General features: G+C 68.2%; 19 protein-coding genes. 15 read left to right on the top strand and 4 right to left on the bottom strand.

The window, feature by feature from the left end; all coding sequences use genetic code 11:
* The first annotated feature begins 3 nt into the window (after positions 1-3).
* The 8 genes from flgF to flgL all read left to right on the top strand — a co-directional run bounded on the left by flgF (position 4) and on the right by flgL (position 8,823).
* Positions 4-762 (top strand): flagellar basal-body rod protein FlgF, encoded by a 759-nt coding sequence (flgF, locus tag ACPTTF_RS16370; RefSeq protein ID WP_166962598.1) that lies wholly within the window; start codon positions 4-6, stop codon positions 760-762.
* Positions 763-796: 34 nt separating this feature from the next.
* The gene (gene flgG, locus ACPTTF_RS16365) at positions 797-1,585 is read left to right on the top strand and encodes a flagellar basal-body rod protein FlgG (protein WP_166962600.1); all 789 of its coding nucleotides are present in this window, start codon (positions 797-799) and stop codon (positions 1,583-1,585) included.
* Positions 1,586-1,606: 21 nt separating this feature from the next.
* The gene (flgH, locus tag ACPTTF_RS16360) at positions 1,607-2,299 is read left to right on the top strand and encodes a flagellar basal body L-ring protein FlgH (protein WP_423371753.1); all 693 of its coding nucleotides are present in this window, start codon (positions 1,607-1,609) and stop codon (positions 2,297-2,299) included.
* Between the two features lie 5 nt (positions 2,300-2,304).
* On the top strand, positions 2,305-3,489 hold the full coding sequence (locus ACPTTF_RS16355) for a flagellar basal body P-ring protein FlgI (protein ID WP_423371752.1): 1,185 nt from the start codon (positions 2,305-2,307) through the stop codon (positions 3,487-3,489).
* The gene (gene flgJ / locus ACPTTF_RS16350) at positions 3,490-4,458 is read left to right on the top strand and encodes a flagellar assembly peptidoglycan hydrolase FlgJ (RefSeq protein ID WP_423371751.1); all 969 of its coding nucleotides are present in this window, start codon (positions 3,490-3,492) and stop codon (positions 4,456-4,458) included. It abuts the gene before it with no gap.
* 218 nt (positions 4,459-4,676) lie between these two features.
* Positions 4,677-5,432, top strand: a complete 756-nt coding sequence (locus ACPTTF_RS16345; RefSeq protein WP_021164374.1) for a flagellar brake protein — start codon at positions 4,677-4,679, stop codon at positions 5,430-5,432.
* A gap of 194 nt (positions 5,433-5,626) precedes the next feature.
* Positions 5,627-7,570: a flagellar hook-associated protein FlgK gene (gene flgK / locus ACPTTF_RS16340; protein WP_423371750.1), complete on the top strand. Its 1,944-nt coding sequence runs from the start codon at positions 5,627-5,629 to the stop codon at positions 7,568-7,570.
* 17 nt (positions 7,571-7,587) lie between these two features.
* Positions 7,588-8,823 carry a flagellar hook-associated protein FlgL gene (gene flgL / locus ACPTTF_RS16335; protein WP_423371749.1) on the top strand — a complete coding sequence of 412 codons (1,236 nt, stop codon included), beginning with the start codon at positions 7,588-7,590 and terminating at the stop codon, positions 8,821-8,823.
* Between the two features lie 117 nt (positions 8,824-8,940).
* Here the strand turns inward: flgL and ACPTTF_RS16330 are convergent, their stop codons facing one another.
* Positions 8,941-9,570 (bottom strand): hypothetical protein, encoded by a 630-nt coding sequence (locus ACPTTF_RS16330; protein WP_423371748.1) that lies wholly within the window; start codon positions 9,568-9,570, stop codon positions 8,941-8,943.
* Positions 9,571-9,959: 389 nt separating this feature from the next.
* Here ACPTTF_RS16330 and ACPTTF_RS16325 point away from each other — a divergent pair, with 389 nt between their 5' ends.
* The gene (locus ACPTTF_RS16325) at positions 9,960-11,267 is read left to right on the top strand and encodes a solute carrier family 23 protein (RefSeq protein WP_423371747.1); all 1,308 of its coding nucleotides are present in this window, start codon (positions 9,960-9,962) and stop codon (positions 11,265-11,267) included.
* Between the two features lie 58 nt (positions 11,268-11,325).
* On the opposite strand, the gene ACPTTF_RS16320 is transcribed toward ACPTTF_RS16325, so the two are convergent.
* Positions 11,326-12,210 carry a transcriptional regulator GcvA gene (locus tag ACPTTF_RS16320; RefSeq protein ID WP_423371746.1) on the bottom strand — a complete coding sequence of 295 codons (885 nt, stop codon included), beginning with the start codon at positions 12,208-12,210 and terminating at the stop codon, positions 11,326-11,328.
* Positions 12,211-12,306: 96 nt separating this feature from the next.
* Between ACPTTF_RS16320 and ACPTTF_RS16315 the strand changes: the two genes are divergently transcribed.
* The 6 genes from ACPTTF_RS16315 (at position 12,307) to gor (ending at position 17,871) form a co-directional block, all read left to right on the top strand.
* Positions 12,307-12,945, top strand: a complete 639-nt coding sequence (locus tag ACPTTF_RS16315) for a chromate transporter (RefSeq protein WP_423371745.1) — start codon at positions 12,307-12,309, stop codon at positions 12,943-12,945.
* Positions 12,942-13,469 carry a chromate transporter gene (locus tag ACPTTF_RS16310; RefSeq protein WP_166962619.1) on the top strand — a complete coding sequence of 176 codons (528 nt, stop codon included), beginning with the start codon at positions 12,942-12,944 and terminating at the stop codon, positions 13,467-13,469. The genes ACPTTF_RS16315 and ACPTTF_RS16310 overlap by 4 nt, the downstream gene beginning before the upstream one ends.
* A 57-nt stretch (positions 13,470-13,526) precedes the next feature.
* Positions 13,527-14,228 carry a YoaK family protein gene (locus ACPTTF_RS16305; RefSeq protein WP_423371744.1) on the top strand — a complete coding sequence of 234 codons (702 nt, stop codon included), beginning with the start codon at positions 13,527-13,529 and terminating at the stop codon, positions 14,226-14,228.
* A 316-nt stretch (positions 14,229-14,544) separates the two neighbouring features.
* Positions 14,545-15,666 (top strand): porin, encoded by a 1,122-nt coding sequence (locus tag ACPTTF_RS16300; RefSeq protein ID WP_166962623.1) that lies wholly within the window; start codon positions 14,545-14,547, stop codon positions 15,664-15,666.
* Between the two features lie 375 nt (positions 15,667-16,041).
* A complete protein-coding gene (locus ACPTTF_RS16295; RefSeq protein WP_166962625.1) occupies positions 16,042-16,272 on the top strand; it encodes a hypothetical protein in 231 nt (76 codons plus the stop codon).
* A 243-nt stretch (positions 16,273-16,515) separates the two neighbouring features.
* Positions 16,516-17,871, top strand: coding sequence for a glutathione-disulfide reductase (gor, locus tag ACPTTF_RS16290; protein ID WP_423371743.1), 1,356 nt, complete (start codon positions 16,516-16,518; stop codon positions 17,869-17,871).
* A 77-nt stretch (positions 17,872-17,948) separates the two neighbouring features.
* Here gor and ACPTTF_RS16285 read toward each other — a convergent pair whose 3' ends face one another.
* Positions 17,949-19,250 (bottom strand): NAD(P)/FAD-dependent oxidoreductase, encoded by a 1,302-nt coding sequence (locus tag ACPTTF_RS16285; protein WP_423371742.1) that lies wholly within the window; start codon positions 19,248-19,250, stop codon positions 17,949-17,951.
* 25 nt (positions 19,251-19,275) lie between these two features.
* On the bottom strand, positions 19,276-20,580 hold the full coding sequence (locus tag ACPTTF_RS16280; RefSeq protein ID WP_423371741.1) for an NAD(P)/FAD-dependent oxidoreductase: 1,305 nt from the start codon (positions 20,578-20,580) through the stop codon (positions 19,276-19,278).
* Between the last annotated feature and the right edge of the window lie 77 nt (positions 20,581-20,657).

The raw sequence follows: 20,657 nt of genomic DNA, 5'->3' as shown, positions 1-20,657 counted from the left end.
GCCATGGACCGACTGATCTACACGGCGATGACAGGTGCGTCGCAGTCGCTCGACCAGCAGGCGATCGTCGCGAACAACCTCGCGAACGCGTCGACGACGGGCTTTCGCGCGCAGCTCGCGACATATCGCGCGGTGCCGATGAATTTCGGCGACGGCAGCACGATCGACCCGACGACGACGCGCACCTACGTGCTCGCGTCGACGCCCGGCGCCGATTACGCACCGGGTCCGATCACGCGCACCGGCAACCCGCTCGACGTCGCCGTGCAGGGCGCCGGCTGGCTGTCGGTGCAGGCGGCCGACGGCAGCGAGGCGTACACGCGCGCGGGCAACCTGCACGTCGACGAGAACGGCCAGCTCGTCAACGCGAGCAACCTGCCGGTGGTCGGCAACGGCGGCCCGATCTCGGTGCCGCCGAACGCGGAAGTGACGATCGGCAAGGACGGCACGGTGTCCGCGCTGATGCCGGGCGACCCGCCGACGGCGGTCGCGATCGTCGACCAGATGAAGCTCGTGAATCCCGATCCGGCCACGCTCACGCGCGGCAACGACGGGTTGTTCCGCACCGCCGACGGCAATCCGGCCGACGCCGACCCGAACGTGGTCGTCACGCCGAATTCGCTCGAAGGCAGCAACGTCAACCCGGTGACCGCGATGGTCGCGATGATCGACAACGCACGCGCGTTCCAGCTTCAGTCGAAGCTGATCCAGACGGCCGACCAGAACGAGCAGTCGGCGAACCAGCTGCTCAATTTCAGCTGAGCGCCCGCGCCAGCTTACGCAGGAGAATCGACAAGTGAACCGTTCGCTCTACATCGCCGCCACCGGCATGAATGCGCAGCAGGCGCAGATGGACGTGATTTCGAACAACCTCGCGAACACCAGCACGAACGGCTTCAAGGCGTCGCGCGCGGTGTTCGAGGATCTGCTGTACCAGACCATCCGCCAGCCGGGCGCGAACTCGACGCAGCAGACCGAGCTGCCGTCGGGCCTGCAGCTCGGCACCGGCGTGCAGCAGGTCGCGACCGAGCGCCTGTACACGCAGGGCGGCCTCACGCAGACCGGCAACTCGAAGGACGTCGCGATCAACGGCGCGGGCTTCTTCCAGGTGGTGATGCCGGACGGCACGAACGCGTACACGCGCGACGGCTCGTTCCAGACCAACGCGCAGGGCCAGCTCGTCACGTCGAGCGGCTACCAGATCCTGCCGGCGATCACGATCCCGCAGAACGCGACGTCGCTGACGATCGGCAAGGACGGCGTGGTGACGGTCACGCAGGCGGGCTCGACCAATTCGGTGCAGATCGGCGCGCTGCAGATCGCGACCTTCATCAACCCGGCCGGCCTCGAGGCGCGCGGCGAGAACCTGTTCTCCGAGACGACGTCGTCGGGCGCGCCGAACGTGTCGCAGCCGGGCCTGAACGGCGCGGGCGTGCTCAACCAGAACTACGTCGAAGCGTCGAACGTGAACGTCGTGCAGGAGCTCGTCAACATGATCCAGACGCAGCGTGCCTACGAGATCAACAGCAAGGCCGTGACGACGTCCGACCAGATGCTGCAGACCGTCACGCAGATGAAGAGCTAACCGGAAAGTCCCGTCGTCGCCATGAAGCAGGTTCGCCTCCTCCCGTCAGCCACCGTCCGCGCCGCATGCGCGGTCGCGGTGGCGGCGCTCGCCGCCGGTTGCGCGCAGATCCCGCACGACCCGATCATCCAGCAGCCGATGACGGCGCAGCCGCCGAGGCCGATGTCGATGCAGGCGCCCGGCTCGATCTACAACCCCGGCTACGCGGGGCGGCCGCTCTTCGAGGATCAGCGGCCGCGCAACGTCGGCGACATCCTGACGATCATGATCGCGGAGAACATCAACGCGACCAAGTCGTCGGGCGCGAACACGAACCGGCAGGGCAACACCGACTTCAACGTGCCGACGGCCGGCTTCCTCGGCGGGCTGTTCGCGAAGGCGAACCTGTCCGCGTCGGGCGACAACAAGTTCGCGGCGACCGGCGGCGCGAGCGCGGCGAACACGTTCAACGGCACGATCACGGTGACCGTCACCGGCGTGCTGCCGAACGGCAACCTGGTGGTCAGCGGCGAGAAGCAGATGCTGATCAACCAGGGCAACGAATTCGTACGCTTCTCGGGCGTCGTGAACCCGAACACGATCTCGGGTGCGAACTCGGTCTACTCGACGCAGGTCGCCGACGCGAAGATCGAATATTCGGCGAAGGGCTACATCAACGAAGCCGAGACGATGGGCTGGCTGCAGCGCTTCTTTCTCAACATCGCGCCGTGGTGATGACGATGCAGAAGACGCTTCTCGACCGCCTGTCGGCCCGCGCGCATACCGCCGCGCGGCTCGCCGCCGTGTTCGCGGCGGTGGCCGCGGCCTGCCTGTTCGGCGCGGCGCCCGTGCACGCGGAACGCCTGAAGGATCTCGCGCAGATCCAGGGCGTGCGTGACAACCCGCTAATCGGCTATGGCCTCGTCGTCGGTCTCGACGGCACGGGCGACCAGACGATGCAGACGCCGTTCACGACGCAGACGCTCGCGAACATGCTCGCGAACCTCGGCATCTCGATCAACAACGGCTCGGCCAACGGCGGCGCGTCGCAACTGAGCAACATGCAGCTGAAGAACGTCGCGGCCGTGATGGTGACCGCCACGCTGCCGCCGTTCGCGCGGCCCGGCGAGGCGCTCGACGTGACGGTATCGTCGCTCGGCAATGCCAAGAGCCTGCGCGGCGGCACGCTGCTGCTCACGCCGCTGAAAGGCGCGGACGGCCAGGTGTATGCGCTGTCGCAGGGCAACATGGCGGTCGGCGGCGCGGGCGCCAGCGCGAACGGCAGCCGCGTGCAGGTGAACCAGCTCGCGGCCGGCCGGATCGTCGGCGGCGCGATCGTCGAGCGCGCGGTGCCGAACGCGATCGCACAGATGAACGGCGTGCTGCAGCTGCAGCTGAACGACATGGACTACGGCACCGCGCAGCGGATCGTGTCGGCAGTCAATTCGAGCTTCGGCCCGGGCACCGCGACCGCACTCGACGGCCGCACGATCCAGCTGGCGGCGCCGGCCGATTCGGCGCAGCAGGTCGCGTTCATGGCACGGCTGCAGAACCTCGACGTCAGCCCGGACAAGGCCGCGGCGAAGGTGATCCTGAACGCGCGCACCGGCTCGATCGTGATGAACCAGATGGTCACGCTGCAGAGCTGCGCGGTCGCGCACGGCAACCTGTCGGTCGTCGTCAACACGCAGCCGGTGGTGTCGCAGCCGGGGCCGTTCTCGAACGGGCAGACGGTGGTGGCGCAGCAGTCGCAGATCCAGCTCAAGCAGGACAACGGCGCGCTGAAGATGGTGACGGCCGGCGCGAATCTCGCCGACGTCGTGAAGGCGCTGAACACGCTCGGCGCGACGCCCGCGGACCTGATGTCGATCCTGCAGGCGATGAAGGCCGCCGGCGCGCTGCGCGCCGACCTGGAGATCATCTAAATGGCAGCCTCTCTCCCGAACGCGAACGACCTCACGCAGCGCTTTGCGCTCGACGTGCAGGGTTTCGACGCACTGCGCGCGCAGGCGAAGCAGTCGCCGCAGGCCGGCGCGAAGGCGGTCGCCGGCCAGTTCGACGCGATGTTCACGCAGATGATGCTCAAGAGCATGCGCGACGCGTCGCCTGACGGCGGGCTGTTCGATTCGCATACGTCGAAGCTGTACACGTCGATGCTCGACCAGCAGCTCGCGCAGCAGATGTCGACGCGCGGGATCGGCGTCGCCGACGCGCTGATGAAGCAGCTGCTGCGCAATGCGGGGCAGGGCGCGGGCAGCGACACGGCGGCCGACGTCGGCGCGGGCGGCCTCGGCACGTCCGGTAACGAAGGCGGCCTCGCCGCGATGAACGCGATGGCGAAGGCCTACGCGAACGCGGCGAACAACGGCGGGCTCGCCGGCACGCGCGGCTACTCGGCCGGCAGCGCGCTGACGCCGCCGCTGAAGGGCGCGAGCGGCGTGCAGGACGCCGACGCGTTCGTCGACCGGCTCGCGGGCCCCGCGCAGGCGGCCAGCGCGTCGACCGGCATCCCGGCGCGTTTCATCGTCGGCCAGGCCGCGCTCGAATCGGGCTGGGGCAAGCGCGAGATCCGCGCGAACGACGGCTCGACGAGCTACAACGTGTTCGGCATCAAGGCGACCAAGGGCTGGACCGGCCGCACGGTGTCGGCGCTGACGACGGAATACGTGAACGGCACGCCGCGCCGCGTGGTCGCGAAGTTCCGCGCGTACGATTCGTACGAGCACGCGATGACCGATTACGCGAGCCTGCTGAAGAACAATCCACGCTACTCGGGCGTGCTGAGCGCGAGCCGCAGCGTCGAAGGCTTCGCGCACGGAATGCAGAAGGCCGGCTACGCGACCGACCCGAACTACGCGAAGAAGCTGATTTCGATCATGCAGCAGATCGGCTGACGGCCCCGTCGGCTACCGCTGTCATCCCCTCTGGACCGCGCCCGGCAGCCCGCCGCGCGCGGTTTCAACGTTTGCGCGAAAAAAATCCCCGTTTCGATCTAAACTTTCGGTCAGCACTGCCGCTAAGTGTGAGAGACCTGCGACCGGGCCCCCGTTCTGGCCCGGTTTTATTGCGCACCGGTTGCCCGGGCGCCCATGACAAGAAAGACCGGCTAGCCATGAATATCGAAACGTCGACGGACCCCAGCCTGGATGCAGGCCACTCCGGGCCCGACTATGCCCGCCGCAATCCGCTGGAAATCGGCGTGCAGCTGCGCAACCTCGTGAACCGCGGCGATTTCCTGACCGTCCAGTATCCGGGCGGCCAGCTCGTCACGCGCCTGCTCGAGGTGGATGTCGGCGCGCGGACGTTCACGTTCGACTGGGGTGCGCTGTCGGAGCAGAACGCCGGCATCCTGGGCGCGTCGCACTGCACGTTCGCGGCCGCGCCGGAGGGCGTGCGCGTCGAATTCTCCACGGGCACGCCGCGCGAGACGCGCTACGAGGGGCTGCCCGCGTTCGTCGCCGATTTCCCCGACGTCCTGATGTGCATCCAGCGCCGCGAGTATTTCCGCGTCGATGCGCCGGTCGTCGATCCGTACGTGTGCCGCGGCAAGCTGCCGGACGGCGAGAGCTTCCTGTTCGAAGTGCATAACCTGTCGCTCGGCGGCGTGGGGCTGCGCACGGCCGACGAACGCGTCGAGGCGCTCGAGGTCGGCACGCTGCTGCCCGACGTCGAGCTCGAGCTGACCGGCCACGGCAAGCTGTCGCTCGACCTGCAACTCGTGTCGCAGCGCTCGACGCAGATGCCGAACGGGTCGCGCCGCTACCAGCTCGGCTTCCGTTACATGTCGCTGCCGGGCAGCGCGGAGAACACGCTGCAGCGGCTGATCACGCAGCTCGAGATGAAGCGCCGCTCGCTCGCGCGGGCCTGACGCGCAAGCGGCGGCCGGCCCCGCCCGGGGCCGCTCGCGCAACGTGTGCGGCACTGCCGGCGCACGCTTTCACCGGCCGCGCGCGAGCGCGCGTCGCGCGTGCATTTTTTCCTCAATTTTTTCCAGAAGCGGCCGTTATACCGGGAGTCACGCAACCCGGCGGCCGCAGTGCGGCCGGCTTATCAGGATCGCGCATGTCCAACTCACTCATGAACCTCGGTGTCAGCGGCCTGAATGCCGCGCTCTGGGGCCTCACGACGACCGGCCAGAACATCAGCAACGCGGCGACGCCGGGCTATTCGGTCGAACGCCCCGTCTATGCCGAGGCAAGCGGCCAGTACACGAGCAGCGGCTACATGCCGCAGGGCGTGAACACCGTCACCGTGCAGCGGCAGTACAGCCAATACCTGAGCGATCAGTTGAACGGCGCGCAGACGCAGAGCGGCGCGCTGTCGACGTGGTATTCGCTCGTCACGCAGCTGAACAACTACGTCGGCAACCCGACGTCCGGCATCTCGTCCTCGATCACGAGCTACTTCACCGGGCTGCAGAACGTCGCGAACAGCGCATCCGACTCGTCGGTGCGGCAGACCGCGATGAGCAATGCGCAGACGCTCGCGAACCAGATCACCGCGGCCGGCCAGCAGTACGACGCGCTGCGCCAGAGCGTCAATACGCAGATCTCGAGCACCGTCACACAGATCAACGCGTACACCGCGCAGATCGCCCAGCTGAACCAGCAGATCGCGTCCGCGAGCAGCCAGGGCCAGCCGCCGAACCAGCTGATGGACCAGCGCGACCTCGCGGTGTCGAACCTGTCGAACCTCGCGGGCGTGCAGGTCGTGCGCAACAGCGACGGCTACAGCGTGTTTCTCGCGGGCGGCACGCCGCTGGTCGTCTCGAACACGAGCTACCAGCTCGCGGCCGTTACGTCGCCGTCCGATCCGAGCGAGCTGACCGTCGTGTCGCAGGGCATCGCCGGCGCGAACCCGCAGGGGCCGAACCAGGCCCTGTCCAGCACGTCGCTGTCGGGCGGCACGCTCGGCGGCCTGCTCGCGTTCCGCAGCCAGACGCTCGATCCGGCCGAAGCGCAGCTCGGCGCGATCGCGACCAGCTTCGCCGCGCAGGTCAACGCGCAGAACGCACTCGGCCTCGACCAGTCGGGCAACGTCGGCGGCAACCTGTTCACGACCGGCACGCCGGCCACGTACGCGAACCAGGGCAACACCGGCACCGCGACGCTGTCCGTGTCGTTCGCGAATTCGGCGCAGCCGACCACGAGCGATTACACGCTGTCGTACGACGGTACCAATTACACGCTGACCGATCGCGCGACCGGCACGGTGGTCGACCAGCAGAAGGGGCCGATGCCGGTTACGCTCGGCGGGGCGAGCGGCCTGAACTTTTCGATCGCATCCGGCAAGATGCAGCCCGGCGACCAGTTCACCGTGCTGCCGACGCGCGGCGCGCTTAACGGCTTCGGCCTCGCGACGTCGAACGGCTCGGCGATCGCGGCGGCGGCGCCGTTCGTGCCGTCAGCCACCACGACGAACACGGGTACCGGGACGATCGGCGGGCTGTCGGTCACCAGCGCGACGGCCGCGGCCAACCCGCACAACTACACGATCACGATGGGCGGCACGACTGCTAGCCCGACCTACACGGTCACCGACAACACGGCCGTACCGCCGACGACCACGGCCGCGCAGCCGTTCCAGTCCGGCTCGCCGATCACGCTGACGGCCGGTGTCACGGTCACGGTGTCGGGCACGCCCACGGCCGGCGACACGTTCAAGGTCGCACCGAACACGGGCGGCACGAACGACGGCAGCAACGCGCTCGCGCTGTCGAAGCTTGTCAACTCGAAGGCGTTCGGCAACGGCTCGACCACGCTGACGGGTGCGTACGCGAACTACGTGAACAGCATCGGCAACACGACGAGCCAGCTGAAGTCGTCGAGCGCCGCGCAGACTTCGCTGATCGGCCAGATCACCCAAGCGCAGCAGTCGGTGTCGGGCGTGAACCAGAACGAGGAAGCGGCCAACCTGATGCAGTACCAGCAGCTCTACCAGGCGAACGCGAAGGTGATTCAGACCGCGTCGACGCTGTTCCAGACCGTGCTCGGCCTGTTCAACTGATTTCGGGGATCAAAGCGATGCGGATTTCCACCACGCAGTTCTACCAGATGAACGTCGCGCAGATGAACGATCAGCAGGCGCAGCTCTCGCAGCTGTACCAGCAGATCTCGAGCGGCGTGAGCCTCTCGACGCCTGCCGACAACCCGCTCGGCGCCGCGCAGGCGGTGCAGCTGTCGATGACGTCGGCGACGCTGTCGCAGTATTCGTCGAACCAGAACACCGCGCTGTCGTCGCTGCAGGCGGAAGACCAGACGCTCTACAGCGTCAACAACCTGCTGAACAGCATTCATACGGTCGTGATCCAGGCCGGCGACGGCTCGCTGTCCGACAGCGATCGCTCGGCACTGTCGACGCAGCTGCAGGGCTATCGCAACCAGTTGCTGACGCTCGCAAACTCGACGGACGGCTCGGGCAACTACCTGTTCGCGGGCTTCCAGTCGACCACCGCGCCGTTCGCGAATGCGCCGGGCGGCGGCGTGACGTACAGCGGCGACGGCGGTTCGCGCCAGGTGCAGATCGCCGACTCGACCACGGTCGCACAGGGCGACACGGGCGCGAGCGTGTTCCAGTCGGTGCCGATGCTCGGCAGCCAGCCGGTGCCGGTCGCCGGTGCCGGCAACACGGGGACGGGCACGATCGGCGCGGTGTCGATCACCAGCCCGTCGGCCGCGACCAATACGCACCAGTTCACGATCGCGTTCGGCGGCACGGCCGCCGCGCCGACCTATACGGTCACCGACAACACCGTCGCGCCGCCGACCACGACTGCCGCGCAGCCGTATTCGGCCGGCGCCGCGATCACGCTCGGCAACGGCCTGTCGGTGCCCGTGTCGGGTAGCCCGGCCCCCGGCGACACGTTCACGGTCACGCCGGCGCCGAAGGCCGGCACCGACGTGTTCGCGGCGCTCGACTCGATGATCGCCGCGCTGAAGGTGCCGGTCAGCAGCAACACCGCTGCCGCGGCCGCGCTCCAGAACGCGATGACCACCGGCACGACGAAGCTGAACAACATGATGACGAACGTCCTCACCGTGCAGGCGTCGGTCGGCGGCCGCGTGCAGCAAGTGAAGGCGATGCAGACGGTGAACCAGACCAACACGCTGCAGGTCACCAGCAACCTGGCCGACCTGACGAGCACCAACATGGTGTCGACGATCAGCCAGTTCCTGCAGATGCAGAACGCGCTGACGGGCTCGCAGAAGGCTTACGCGCAGCTGCAGAACCTGTCGCTGTTCCAGTACATCAATCCCTGATGTATGACGCGCCGGCTGCGATGTGAGCGCACGCTTGCGTTGCGGCCGGTAGTGGGTCCCAACGGACCGGAACCGGGGCGAGGCGCCGACTTCGGTTTGTCACGAATGGGCGCTTGCTCAGTCATCCGGGATATTTCCCGGTGCACACAGTTTCATCGACTTCATCGGCACCGCGCCTCGAATATTCTCTTCGGGAATGAGGGAAAACGCCGGCCAGTCTGCTTCATTGACATAGACCTCCCCGGTCTTGCACCGCATGTGCGCCTGGCGTGGCTGCGTATCGCACCACGCGCCGTCTATGGCACATCGCTGCCAGCGCGGAATCGTGCCTGATACCGCGACGGAACCGCGCGATGCCTTGCTGTACGTCGGTACCTCGCGCGTCACGATGGCCATGTACATGAAATCGAAATCCGTCTGGACGGGCCGGGCCGCTTCGGCTTCCCGGTAGTGTCGGTGAAGTTCTGCGACGTAGCAGCAGCCTGCTGCGAGCAGTACGGCGGCGGACAGGCACAGGGCCGTCAGCGAGAATCGCTTGACGGTGACGTGCGCGCGTCGCGTGGCAAGGTGACCAACCAGAACAAAACCGAGCAGGCAGGTGCCGACCGTCGAGATGAATATGCCGGCGGACCGGTTCTCGCAGTCGTAACCACACATCGGGGCAAAGGCGAGCATCAGCCCGGCTGCGGCGTATCCGGATGCGATGCCGGTAAAGGCAAATGCGAGAAGGGAGACTGCGCGATTCATTTGATTTCCCGGAAGGGCGTTTTCGTCGATTGTCCGAGGTCGGAGAATCCGAACGCGTAGTCGCAAGCGAACGAATTGAATCCGGCCATGCGGCTGAAGGCAGCAATTGCGTTGAGCGGCCCGCTGATGGTCAGACTGGCGCCATTTCATCAATCGATGTGCCCGCGACGTGCATTGTCGGCGGATTTACCGTCGCGCCTCCAGTGCCGTGAGACGGAGACGATACCCGTCCGCCCCTATTTTTCGGTCGATGCAATACGCAGCGTCCCGTCGGCCCGTCCGGGCTTGCCGCGCTTGCCAGCCCCATTTCCGCTCCGTAAACTCGCGCCAGATTCCAGACCGGCGCATCCTCCGCAGCCGGCGACCGAACGACAGGAGCCCTTTTCCCCATGTCCGATTCCTACTTCCCGCGCTGGCGGGTGCAATCGACCGGCGCGGCATCGCGCGTGGTCGGCCCCGACGAGCGCCTCGCGTGGCCGCAGATGGTCGCGATGGGCGTGCAGCACGTCGTCGCGATGTTCGGCTCGACCGTGCTCGCGCCGCTGCTGATGGGCTTCGACCCGAACCTGTGCATCTTCATGTCCGGCATCGGCACGCTGCTGTTCTTCGTGCTGGTCGGCGGCCGCGTGCCGAGCTACCTCGGCTCGAGCTTCGCGTTCATCGGCCTCGTGATCGCGGTGACCGGCTACGGCGGCAGCGGCCCGAACCCGAACATCCCGGTCGCGCTCGGCGGGATCATCGCGTGTGGTGTGGTGTACGTCGCGATCGGCGCGCTGGTGCAGGTGATCGGCACGAACTGGATCGAGACGCTGATGCCGCCGGTCGTGACCGGCGCGGTGGTCGCGGTGATCGGGCTGAACCTCGCGCCGATCGCGGTCAAGGGCGTGTCCGCGTCGACCTTCGAATCGGTGATGGCGCTCGTCACGGTGCTGTGCGTCGGCGGCGTCGCGGTGTTCTCGCGCGGCATGGTGCAGCGCCTGCTGATCCTCGTCGGGCTGGTGATCGCCTACGCGATCTATGCGGTCGCGACCAACGGGATGGGGCTCGGCAAGCCGATCGATTTCTCCATCGTCGGGCAGGCGGCCTGGTTCGGGGTGCCGAGCTTCCGCGCGCCGGTGTTCGATCCGCACGCGATGCTGATGCTGGCGCCGATCGCGGTGATCCTGGTCGCCGAGAACCTCGGCCACATCAAGGCCGTCAGCGCGATGACGGGCGCGAACCTCGATCGCTACGTGGGCCGCGCGTTCATCGGCGACGGGCTCGCGACGATCGTGTCGGGCAGCGTCGGCGGCACGGGCGTGACGACCTACGCGGAGAACATCGGCGTGATGGCCGTCACGCGGATCTACTCGACGCTCGTGTTCGCGGTCGCCGCGCTGATCGCGATCGTGCTCGGCTTCTCGCCGAAGTTCGGCGCGGTGATCCAGACGATCCCGGGCCCCGTGCTCGGCGGCGTGTCGATCGTCGTGTTCGGGCTGATCGCGGTGACGGGCGCGCGGATCTGGGTCGTCAACAAGGTCGACTTCTCCGACAACCGCAACCTGATCGTCGCGGCCGTCACCCTCGTGCTCGGCGCCGGCGACTTCTCGCTGAAGATCGGCGGCTTCGGGCTCGGCGGGATCGGCACCGCGACCTTCGGCGCGATCATCCTGTACGCGATCCTGCGCAAGGAAAAGGAACCGGGCCCGGTGGTCTGAACCGCCGGCGGGCGGTGTCCTGCCGCCCGCGTCATCTTCCGCGTCGAACGTCGATGCGCTACGCGCCGACGTTCGACTGCGTCTGCAGCCACGCGCAGAACTGCGCGACGAGCGGATCGTCGGCCGGCGCGCGCGGCGCGATCCACCAGTAGCTGCGGGTCGCGATGCGCGGCCCCTCCAGCGGCATCACCAGCCGGCCGCTCGCGAGCTCGTCGTCGATCAGCGGCAACGGGCCGAGCGCAACGCCGAGCCCGTCGACGGCCGCCTGCAGCGCCAGGTAGAAGTGGTCGAACGACTGCCGCTTGCGCCCCTTCATCGTCACGCCGGCCGCCGCGAACCAGTCGCGCCAGCCTTCCGGCCGGGTATCCGAATGCAGCAGCACGTGGCGCGCGAGATCGTCCGCGCGCGCGATCGGCGCGCGTTTGAGCAGCGCGGGGCTGCAGACCGGAATCACGCTTTCGTCGAGGAAGTGGCCGCTCGTGCAGTTCGGCCAGTGGCCGGGGCCGCGGCGGATCGCGACGTCGAAGCCGTTCAGCGTGTCGAGCGGCGCATTCGACGTCGACAGCTTCAGCTCGACGTTCGGCACGTCGCGCTGGAACCGCGACAGGCGCGGCAGCAGCCATTTCATCGCGAAGGTCGGCAGCGCGTTGATGCGCAGCACGCGCGCCGCGCCGGTGTTGCGCAGCTGTTCGGTCGCGTGCGCGATGCTGTCGAATGCCGCGCGTACGGTGTCCAGGTAGCGGCGGCCTTCGTCGGTGAGCTTCACGCGCTTGCCGTAGCGGTGGAACACCGGCTTGCCGAGCCATGCCTCGAACCCGGCGATCTGCCGGCTGATGGCACCGTGAGTCACATGCAGCTCGTCGCCGGCGGCGCTGAAGCTTTCATGTCGTGCCGCGGCTTCAAAGGCCCGAAGCGCGGAAAAGGGCGGGAGATCGCGTGCCATGCTTGTGATTCTAGATCACAAGGGCGCGCCGATAAAATCGTTTTGCCACGATCCGGAACGGCGGTAACCTCGGTTCACCGTTTAGTGAGGAGCACCATGCAATCCGCTTTTCCACCCGCCGCCCCGCCGCCTGCCGCGGCGCCCCGCAGCGTCGGCCTCGCCGAGCTGTTCACCGGTTTCCTGTCGCTTGGCCTGATGTCGTTCGGCGGCGCGCTGCCGTTCGCGCGGCGCACCATCGTCGACGAGCGCAAGTGGCTCTCCGCCGACGAATTCACCGATCTGCTCGGGCTGTGCCAGTTCCTGCCGGGCGGCAACGTGATCAACCTGTCGGTGGCCGTCGGCATGCGCTTTCGCGGCGTGGCCGGCGCGTTCGCCGGCATCCTCGGGCTGATCGCGGGCCCGACGCTCGTCGTCGTCGCGCTCGGCGTGCTGTACGCGAAGACGCAGAACGATCCGCACGTGCAGCACCTGTTCTCGGGGCTCGCGGCCGCGGCCGCCGGGCTGCTCGTCGCGATGGCCGTCAAGGTCGCGAAGCCGCTGCGGCACGCACCTGCGGCGGCCGGCATCGCGGTGCTCGCGTTCGTCGCGATCGCGGTGCTGCGCATCCCGCTCTTGACCACGATGCTCGTGCTGACGCCCGTCAGCATCTGGCTCGCGTCGCGCCGCCGCGACGCAGGCACGCCGCAGCCGGTGCCGGCCGCGGCGCGCGACCCGCAGCAAGGAGGGCGGCCATGAGCGACACGCTGATCGCCATCGCGACGATCTTCAGTCAGCTGTCGCTGCTCGCGTTCGGCGGCGGCAACACGATCCTGCCGGAGATGCAGCGGCAGGTCGTCGATGTCCATCACTGGATGAGCGCGCACGAGTTCACCGCGCTGTTCGCGCTGGCCCAGGCGGCGCCCGGGCCGAACATGATGATCGTGTCGCTGGTGGGCTGGCACGTGGCCGGCTGGAGCGGGTTGCTGGTCGCGTCGCTCGCGAAGTTCGGGCCGTCGTCGCTCGTCACCGTGCTCGCGCTGCATGCGTGGGAGCGCTTTCGCGATCGGCCGTGGCGCCGCTACGTGCAGCAGGGGATGATGCCCGTCACCGCCGGGCTCGTCGCGGCGAGCGCGGTGCTGATCTCCGAGGCGTCGAACCGCACGGCGATCCAGTGGGGCATCACGGCCGCGTGCGCGGTGCTCGCGTGGCGCACGCGCATCCATCCGCTGTGGCTGCTCGCGGGCGGCGCGCTGATCGGGCTCACGGGCATCGGGCAGTGACCGGCTCAAACTGGCTGCCCGTGCGCCATACTGGCGCGAATCTACACGGGAGGCTCGATGGATCTCGACGGCGCCAGCCGCAATCTCACTGTCGCCGCGTTGCTGACGCTGTCCGGCGGCTACCTCGACGCGTACACGTATGTGGGCCACGGCCACGTGTTCGCGAACACGATGACCGGCAACGTCGCGCTGCTCGGCATCAACGTGTCGGCCGGCGAATGGGCGGCCGCGCTGCACCACGTGCCGCCGCTCGGCGGTTTCGTGGTGGCGGTGTTCGTCGCGCACCTGCTCGGCCTCGCCGCGCAGCGCGGCTGGATGCGGCATACCGCATTCGCGAGCCTGCTCGTCGAGATCGCCTTTCTCGGCGTCGCCGCGAGCGGCCTCGTCGGCGCGTCGAGCGCATGGCTGATTCCGGGCATTTCGTTCGTCGCGACGCTGCAGACGCTGTCGTTCACCCATCTCGAGGAACTGTCGTACACGTCGGTGATGACGACCGGCAACCTGCGCCGCGCCGCGCAGAAGCTGTTCGTCGGGCTGATCCCGCGCTACGACGCGGGTGCGCTGCACGACTCGGCGCTGCTCGCGACGATCAGCTTCTGTTTCCTGGCCGGCGCGGTGGCCGGCGGCCTCGTCACGCGGCTCGTGCCGGCGCTCGCGCTGTGGGGCGCCGTGCTGCTGCTCGCCGGTGCGTTCGCGGAGATCCTCCGGCGTGCGTGGCGGCGGCGCGCGACGCACGGCGAGCCGACGGCGGAGGCGTGACGGGGCATCCCGCCGGCGACCCCGGCCGCCTGCCGGTTCCTCTGCGCCCGCAGGGTGATGCTTACAGATCCGACATTCCGTAAGCCGCGTAGCCGGAGGATGCCGTGCGGCATCCGATGCCCGCCGGGCGCGCCTCGCACGCGCAGCGTTGTGCGCGGGCGACAGTTCCGCCGTTACCGCGCATTTCAATTTCTTTCAACGATTGCACTCGTCATATGATTCAGCCCACATCGCGCGCGCCATGAACGTGAGCGATCGCCACCCGGCTGCGCACGCGGCCGGCCATGAATGGAGACACCTACAAAAAGGAAAGCTCATGAAGCAGACCACCCGACTCGCAGCCATCGCAGGGGGCGCCGCGCTCGCATTTGCCAGCCAGTACGCGGCCGCACAAAGCTCGGTCACGCTCTGGGGCGTCGCCGACGCCAGCATCCGTTACCTGACCAACGCCAACGCCAAGAACGACGGCCTGCTGTCGATGACCAACGGCGCGATCACGAACAGCCGTTTCGGCATTTACGGCACGGAAGACCTCGGCGGCGGCCTGAAGGCCGTGTTCAACCTCGAAAGCGGCGTGAACCTGCAGAACGGCGCATTCGCCGACAGCGGCCGCCTGTTCAACCGCGCAGCGTACGTCGGCCTGCAGAGCCCGTACGGCACGGTGACCCTCGGCCGCCAGAAGACGCCGCTGTTCGACCTGCTGTCGGATACCTACGATCCGCTGACGGTCGGCAACTACCTTGAAAACGCGTGGCTGCCGGTCGCACTCGGCGGCGGCCTGTATGCGGACAACCAGATCAAGTACACGGGCAAGTTCGAAGGCCTGACCGCGAAGGCGATGTACTCGACCGGTACCAACTACGAATCGACCGGCACCGGCGGCTTCTCAGGCCAGATCCCGGGCTCGCTCGGCAAGGGCAATGCGTGGGGCGTGTCGCTGTCGTACGTGATGGGTCCGCTCAGCATCGCGGCCGGCGCGCAGCAGAACAGCGACAACTCGGCGCGCAAGCAGACGATCTACCACGCGAACGTCGTGTACGCGTTCAGCAAGGCGAAGATCTACGCGGGCTACCTGCGCTCGAAGGACGACACCGGCTTCGTCGACAGCCTGCTCGCGCAGAAGACGATTCCGGTCGCGAAGGGCACCGGCCGGATCGACGACGGTCCGTTCGCGGGCGTGAGCTGGCAAGTCAGCGCGCCGCTGACGCTGACGGGCGCGTTCTACTACGACCACATGCGCAATGCGATGACCGAGAACGGCACGCTCGCGAGCGGCAACCGCTACGCGGTCGTCGGCATCGCCGAGTACGCGCTCAGCAAGCGCACGGAAGTCTACGGCACCGTCGACTTCAACAAGACGACCGGCGCGGCGAACGTCGAGCTGCCGGGTCGCAACAACCAGACCGGCATCGCGATCGGCCTGCGCAATATCTTCTGACGAACGTCGGAACACATGTGCCGGCAGTCGTCCGGCATGCATCGAAGGGGCGCCGCGAGGTGCCTCTTTTTTTTCGTCACGCGACCTTCATACGCGCGCACGACTATTCGGCGAATGCTCCATCAGGAGACCCCCGCGCCGTAAGGGATCCGTCGGCAATCCAGAACATACTTTTACAGTACGCGCGAAGGCTTTCCGCTACGCTGCGTGCATCGCCCGCTGCGTGCCGTCAGGCCCGCGCGTGCGTCGTTCCGGTGGCGCTCGGCGAGCGCGGCCGGCCAGGTGCGTAACTTGTGTATCCGGTGATGACAATCGCGGTCTGCCGGTTTTTTTCGTGGGACGATGCGCTCACGATTTTCTTGAAAGGGGATGACGATGGGTATCCTGGACACCGTGGGTGAAATCGCTGGCGCAGTCGCAGCCGTTGAAGGCGCGGAAAAGCTGGATCCGGATGCGGGCCTGCTGACCAAGGCGGCGGCTGCCGTCGCCGGCTTCAAGGGCGCCGAGGCAGTCGAAGGTCTGCTCGAGAAGAAAAAGGAAGAGCAGCCCGAGCAGCAGGCGGACGACACGCAGGCGACGGACGGCAGCGACACGTCGCAGGCCTGAGCATGGCGGCTGGTCCGGCCGCGGGCGCGCCCTTCGCGCGCCGGGCGGACCGGTGCCGCGCAGCCGGCAGGTCGGGCATGCGGTCGATCGGTGACGCATGACACACCCGGCAGCTGGTTTGACCGGCGAGAGGCCACGTCTCTCGCCGTTTTTTATTGGGCGCGCGCCCGGCCGCGCCGTGCCCCGCACGAATCCCCGAATCTTGCTATCGTGCCTCCATCCGAACTGCGATGAGGCAATGCGATGGATTTCGACTACGACCTGTTCGTCATCGGCGCCGGCTCCGGCGGCGTGAGGCTCGCGCGGATGTCCGCGTCATACGGCGCACGCGTCGGCATAGCGGAAGAAGAGCAGATCGGCGGCACCTGCGTGCTGCGCGGCTGCATCCCGAAGAAACTGCTCGTCTACGCATCGCACTACCCGCACGAAGTCGAGGACGCGAGGGGCTTCGGCTGGACCTTCGGCGCCGGCACGCTCGACTGGCCCGCGCTGATCGCCGCGAAGGATCGCGAGATCAACCGGCTCAGCGACATCTACATCAACCTGCTGCGGCAATCGGGCGTCGAGATGCACGCGGGCCGCGCGACGCTCGTCGATGCGCACACCGTCGCAATCGGCGAACGCAGCATCCGCGCGCGGCATATCGCGATCGCGACCGGCTCGCGCCCGTCGTCGCCGGCGCGGCCCGGCATCGAGCACACGATCACGTCGCGCGAGGCGCTGTCGCTCGCGACGTGCCCCAAGCGCATCGCGGTGGTCGGCGGCGGCTATATCGCGGTCGAGTTCGCGGGCATCTTCAACGGCTTCGGCAGCCACGTCGACCTGTTCTATCGCGGCGAGAAGATCCTGCGCGGCTTCGACGACGACGTGCGCCAGTTCCTGACCGACGAAATGACGAAGCAGGGCGTCGCGATCCACGCGCGTGCGGTGGTCGAGTCGATCGAACGCGCGGACGACGGCACGCTGAGCGTGCGCGTCGGCGATGCGCGGCACGGGCCGTACGACCAGGTGCTCTATGCGACCGGCCGCGTGCCGAACGTCGACGGGCTCGGACTCGAACAGGCGGGCGTGATGCTCGACGCGCGTGGCGCAATTGCGGTCGACGCGTATTCGGCGACATCGGTGCCGTCGATCCACGCGATCGGCGACGTCACGTCGCGGCCGCAGCTCACGCCGGTGGCGACGCGCGACGGCGGGCTGCTCGCACGCACGCTGTTCGGCGGGTCGCGGGTCGCGGCCGATCATGCCTACGTGCCGTCGGCCGTGTTCAGCCAGCCCGAGGTCGCGACGGTCGGCCTGACCGAAGCCGACGCGCGTCACGCGCATGGCGAGGTCGACATCTACCGTACGTCGTTCAAGGCGCTGCGCCATACGTTGTCGGGTCGCGACGAGCGCACGCTGATGAAGCTCGTCGTCGCGCGCGACAGCCAGCGCGTGGTCGGCGCGCACATGGTCGGCCGCGATGCGGGCGAGATCATCCAGGGGATTGCAATCGCGATTCGCGCGGGCGCGACGAAGGCGCAGTTCGACGACACGATCGGTATTCATCCGACCGCCGCCGAGGAATTCGTGACGATGCGGCAGAAGGTGGCCGACTAGCGGTGACGCACCGCACGGGCCGCTGAAGGTACGGCCGCGCTTCGACGCGGCCGTTTTTCATGGGTGCGCCGCGCCGCTCAATGCACGCCAAACGCATCCAGCATCCGATACCAGCTCATCGCGAGCACCAGTGCCGGCGTACGCAGCGCCTCGCCGCCCGGGAAGTCGCGATGCCGGATCTTGTCGAACAGGTCGAAGCGGCTCGCCTGTCCGTTGATCGCTTCGGCGATCAGCTTGCCCGCAAGCGCGGTCGTGTTCACGCCGTGCCCCGAAAACCCCTGCGCGAAGTACATCGTCGGCGCGATCCGGCCGAAGTGCGGCGCGCGGTTCATCGTGATGTCGACGAAGCCGCCCCATGCATAGTCGACCTTCACGTCCGCCAGTTGCGGGAACGTCTTCAGCATGTCCGCGCGCATCGCCGCGGCGAGGTCGCGCGGCTCCCGCGTCGAATAGCTGACCTTGCCGCCCCACACGAGCCGGGTGTCGGGCGCCGGCCGGAAATAGTCGAGCACGAAGCGGCTGTCGCAGATCGCCGCGCGTGCGGGCATCAGCGCGGCGGCGCGCGCTTCACCGAGCGGCTCGGTCGCGATCACGTAGGTGCCGACCGGCATGATCTTCTTCGACAGCGCGGGCGCGAGCGTGCCGACATAGGTGTTGCACGCGAGCACGACGAAGCGCGCGCGCACGTTGCCGCCGCTCGTCTCGACGACATGGCCGCCCGCGACGTCGCGCACGCGCGTCACGCAGCTGTCCTCGTGGATGCGTACGCCCGCATCGGTCGCCGCACGCGCGAGGCCGAGCGTGTAGTTGAGCGGATGGAGGTGGCCGCTGTCCGGGTCGTACAGGCCGCCGCAATAGCGCTCGGACTGCACGTAGTCGCCGAGTTCCTCGGCTTCGACGAAATGAAAGCGGTCGTAGCCGAAGCGTTTCGCGGCTCCGTCGCGCCAGCGCTTCAGCGAATCGGCGTCGCGCTCGGTGTTCGCGGCGGTCAGGTAGCCGGGCACCAGCGCGCAGTCGATGTCGTGCTGCGCGATGCGCGACTTCACGAGCGACAGCGTTTCGAGCCCCATGTCCCAGATGCGCTTCACGTCGCCTTCCGGCATGAACTGCCCGAACGTGTCGATGTCGCACGCAAAGCCGCCGATCAGCTGGCCGCCGTTGCGGCCGCTTGCCGCCCATCCGACCCGCGACGCTTCGAGCACGGTCACCGAATGGCCGCGCTCGGCGAGGTTGAGCGCGGCGGACAGGCCCGTGAGGCCCGCGCCGATCACGCACACGTCGGCATCGATCGTGCCGGCGAGCGGCGCGTGGCGGGTCGTATCGTTGGCGGTCGCCGCGTAGTAGGACGCGACGTGCGGCTGGTTGGCGAATGTCTGCATGGTCAGGAGAACGGAGAAAGTAGGCTCAGAACAGCTCGCGTACGCGGTGGTACAGCATCCCGAGTTCGAGCGCGGGCTGCCGCCAGGCGTCGCCGCCGGGGAAGCGCCGGTGGCGCATGCTTGCGAACAGGTCGAACGCATGCGTGTCGCCCGCGATCGCGCCGGCGACCGCGCGTCCGGCGATGCCGGTGAGCGCGACGCCGTGCCCGCTGAAGCCCTGGACGTAGAAGAAGTTCGGATCGAGCGCGCCGAAATCCGGCGCGCGGTTGCGCGTGACGTCGACGAAGCCGCCCCATGCGTGGTCGACGCGCACGTCGCCGAGCTGCGGGAACACGCCGACCATGCGCCGCCGGATCGTTTCGGCGAGCGTGGCGGGCGACGCGCCGGCCGAATTCGCGCGGCCGCCGAACAGCATCCGGTGGTCGGCGGACAGCCGGAAATAGTCGAGGAAGAAGTTGTTGTCGCACACGGCTTCGCGCTGTGCGATCAGCGCGTCGGCGCGTGCCTGGCCGAGCGGCTCGGTCGCGATGATGTACGACGCGATCGGCGCGATGCGGGCAGCCGTCGCGGCCGGCAGCACGCCACCGGGGCCCGCGTTGCAGCACGATACGACGAAGCGGCAGCGCACGTCGCCCGATGGCGTGCGCACGACGGGCCGCGCGCCGCGCACGATGTCGAGCGCGGGCGTGTGCGCGTACAGCGCGACGCCTTCGCGGCGCGCGGCCTCGGCGAGGCCGAGGCAGTACTTGAGCGGATGCAGGTGACCGGACAGCGGATCGTGCACGCCGGCCAGGTAACGCGTCGATGCGATGCGTGCGTGGATCGCGCCGGTGTCGAGCCAGGCGAGCGATGGATGGCCCCAGCGTGACGTCGCGGCGTCCATCCACGCGCGCAGGTCGTCAATGCGGCGCGGCTTCGTCGCGACCGTCAGGTAGCCGCGCGTGAAGTCGCAGTCGATCCCGTAACGCGTGATCCGCTCGGCGATCAGCGCGACGCCGTCGAGCGACAGCGACCACGCGGCGCGTGCACCGTCGGCGCCGAGCTGCCGCTCGATCTCCTCGTCCTTCGCGAAGCCGGTGATCGCCTGGCCGCCGTTGCGGCCCGACGCGCCCCAGCCGGGCCGGTGCGCATCGATCACGGCGACCGACAACCCGCGCGCGCGGCAGTCGAGCGCCGTCGACAGGCCCGCGAAGCCGGCGCCGATCACGCACACGTCCACATCGATCGTGTCGTCGAGCACGGGATCGTCCACGGCGGGGCGCACGGCCGTCGCCTCGTAGTACGAGTCGCGCGCGAGCGCATCGGCGCGGCGGGTGAAAGACTGCGTCATCAGACCGACTCCCTCGTTGCGGCTGGAACACGATGCGCGCTGCATCGCGTTCCAGCCGGTAAAAACGGCGCGGGACG

Origin of the sequence: Burkholderia crassaminum (genome assembly GCF_964265005.1) — a bacterium.
In the GTDB taxonomy this organism is placed as follows: Bacteria; Pseudomonadota; Gammaproteobacteria; order Burkholderiales; family Burkholderiaceae; genus Burkholderia.
The sequence above is the reverse complement of the archived record's forward strand: the minus strand, read 5'-3'. Positions and strand labels throughout refer to the sequence as shown.

Bases quoted from the DNA above. Each gene is read 5' to 3' on its own strand.
- ACPTTF_RS16295 (WP_166962625.1), top strand. From the start codon at position 16,042: ATGGGTATCCTGGACACCGTGGGTGAAATCGCTGGCGCAGTCGCAGCC.
- ACPTTF_RS16300 (WP_166962623.1), top strand. From the start codon at position 14,545: ATGAAGCAGACCACCCGACTCGCAGCCATCGCAGGGGGCGCCGCGCTC.
- ACPTTF_RS16355 (WP_423371752.1), top strand. From the start codon at position 2,305: ATGCAGAAGACGCTTCTCGACCGCCTGTCGGCCCGCGCGCATACCGCC.
- gor (WP_423371743.1), top strand. From the start codon at position 16,516: ATGGATTTCGACTACGACCTGTTCGTCATCGGCGCCGGCTCCGGCGGC.
- flgK (WP_423371750.1), top strand. From the start codon at position 5,627: ATGTCCAACTCACTCATGAACCTCGGTGTCAGCGGCCTGAATGCCGCG.
- ACPTTF_RS16320 (WP_423371746.1), bottom strand. From the start codon at position 12,210: ATGGCACGCGATCTCCCGCCCTTTTCCGCGCTTCGGGCCTTTGAAGCC.
- ACPTTF_RS16280 (WP_423371741.1), bottom strand. From the start codon at position 20,580: ATGACGCAGTCTTTCACCCGCCGCGCCGATGCGCTCGCGCGCGACTCG.
- ACPTTF_RS16330 (WP_423371748.1), bottom strand. From the start codon at position 9,570: ATGAATCGCGCAGTCTCCCTTCTCGCATTTGCCTTTACCGGCATCGCA.
- ACPTTF_RS16305 (WP_423371744.1), top strand. From the start codon at position 13,527: ATGGATCTCGACGGCGCCAGCCGCAATCTCACTGTCGCCGCGTTGCTG.
- flgF (WP_166962598.1), top strand. From the start codon at position 4: ATGGACCGACTGATCTACACGGCGATGACAGGTGCGTCGCAGTCGCTC.
- flgH (WP_423371753.1), top strand. From the start codon at position 1,607: ATGAAGCAGGTTCGCCTCCTCCCGTCAGCCACCGTCCGCGCCGCATGC.
- flgL (WP_423371749.1), top strand. From the start codon at position 7,588: ATGCGGATTTCCACCACGCAGTTCTACCAGATGAACGTCGCGCAGATG.
- ACPTTF_RS16345 (WP_021164374.1), top strand. From the start codon at position 4,677: ATGAATATCGAAACGTCGACGGACCCCAGCCTGGATGCAGGCCACTCC.
- ACPTTF_RS16310 (WP_166962619.1), top strand. From the start codon at position 12,942: ATGAGCGACACGCTGATCGCCATCGCGACGATCTTCAGTCAGCTGTCG.
- ACPTTF_RS16285 (WP_423371742.1), bottom strand. From the start codon at position 19,250: ATGCAGACATTCGCCAACCAGCCGCACGTCGCGTCCTACTACGCGGCG.
- ACPTTF_RS16325 (WP_423371747.1), top strand. From the start codon at position 9,960: ATGTCCGATTCCTACTTCCCGCGCTGGCGGGTGCAATCGACCGGCGCG.
- ACPTTF_RS16315 (WP_423371745.1), top strand. From the start codon at position 12,307: ATGCAATCCGCTTTTCCACCCGCCGCCCCGCCGCCTGCCGCGGCGCCC.
- flgJ (WP_423371751.1), top strand. From the start codon at position 3,490: ATGGCAGCCTCTCTCCCGAACGCGAACGACCTCACGCAGCGCTTTGCG.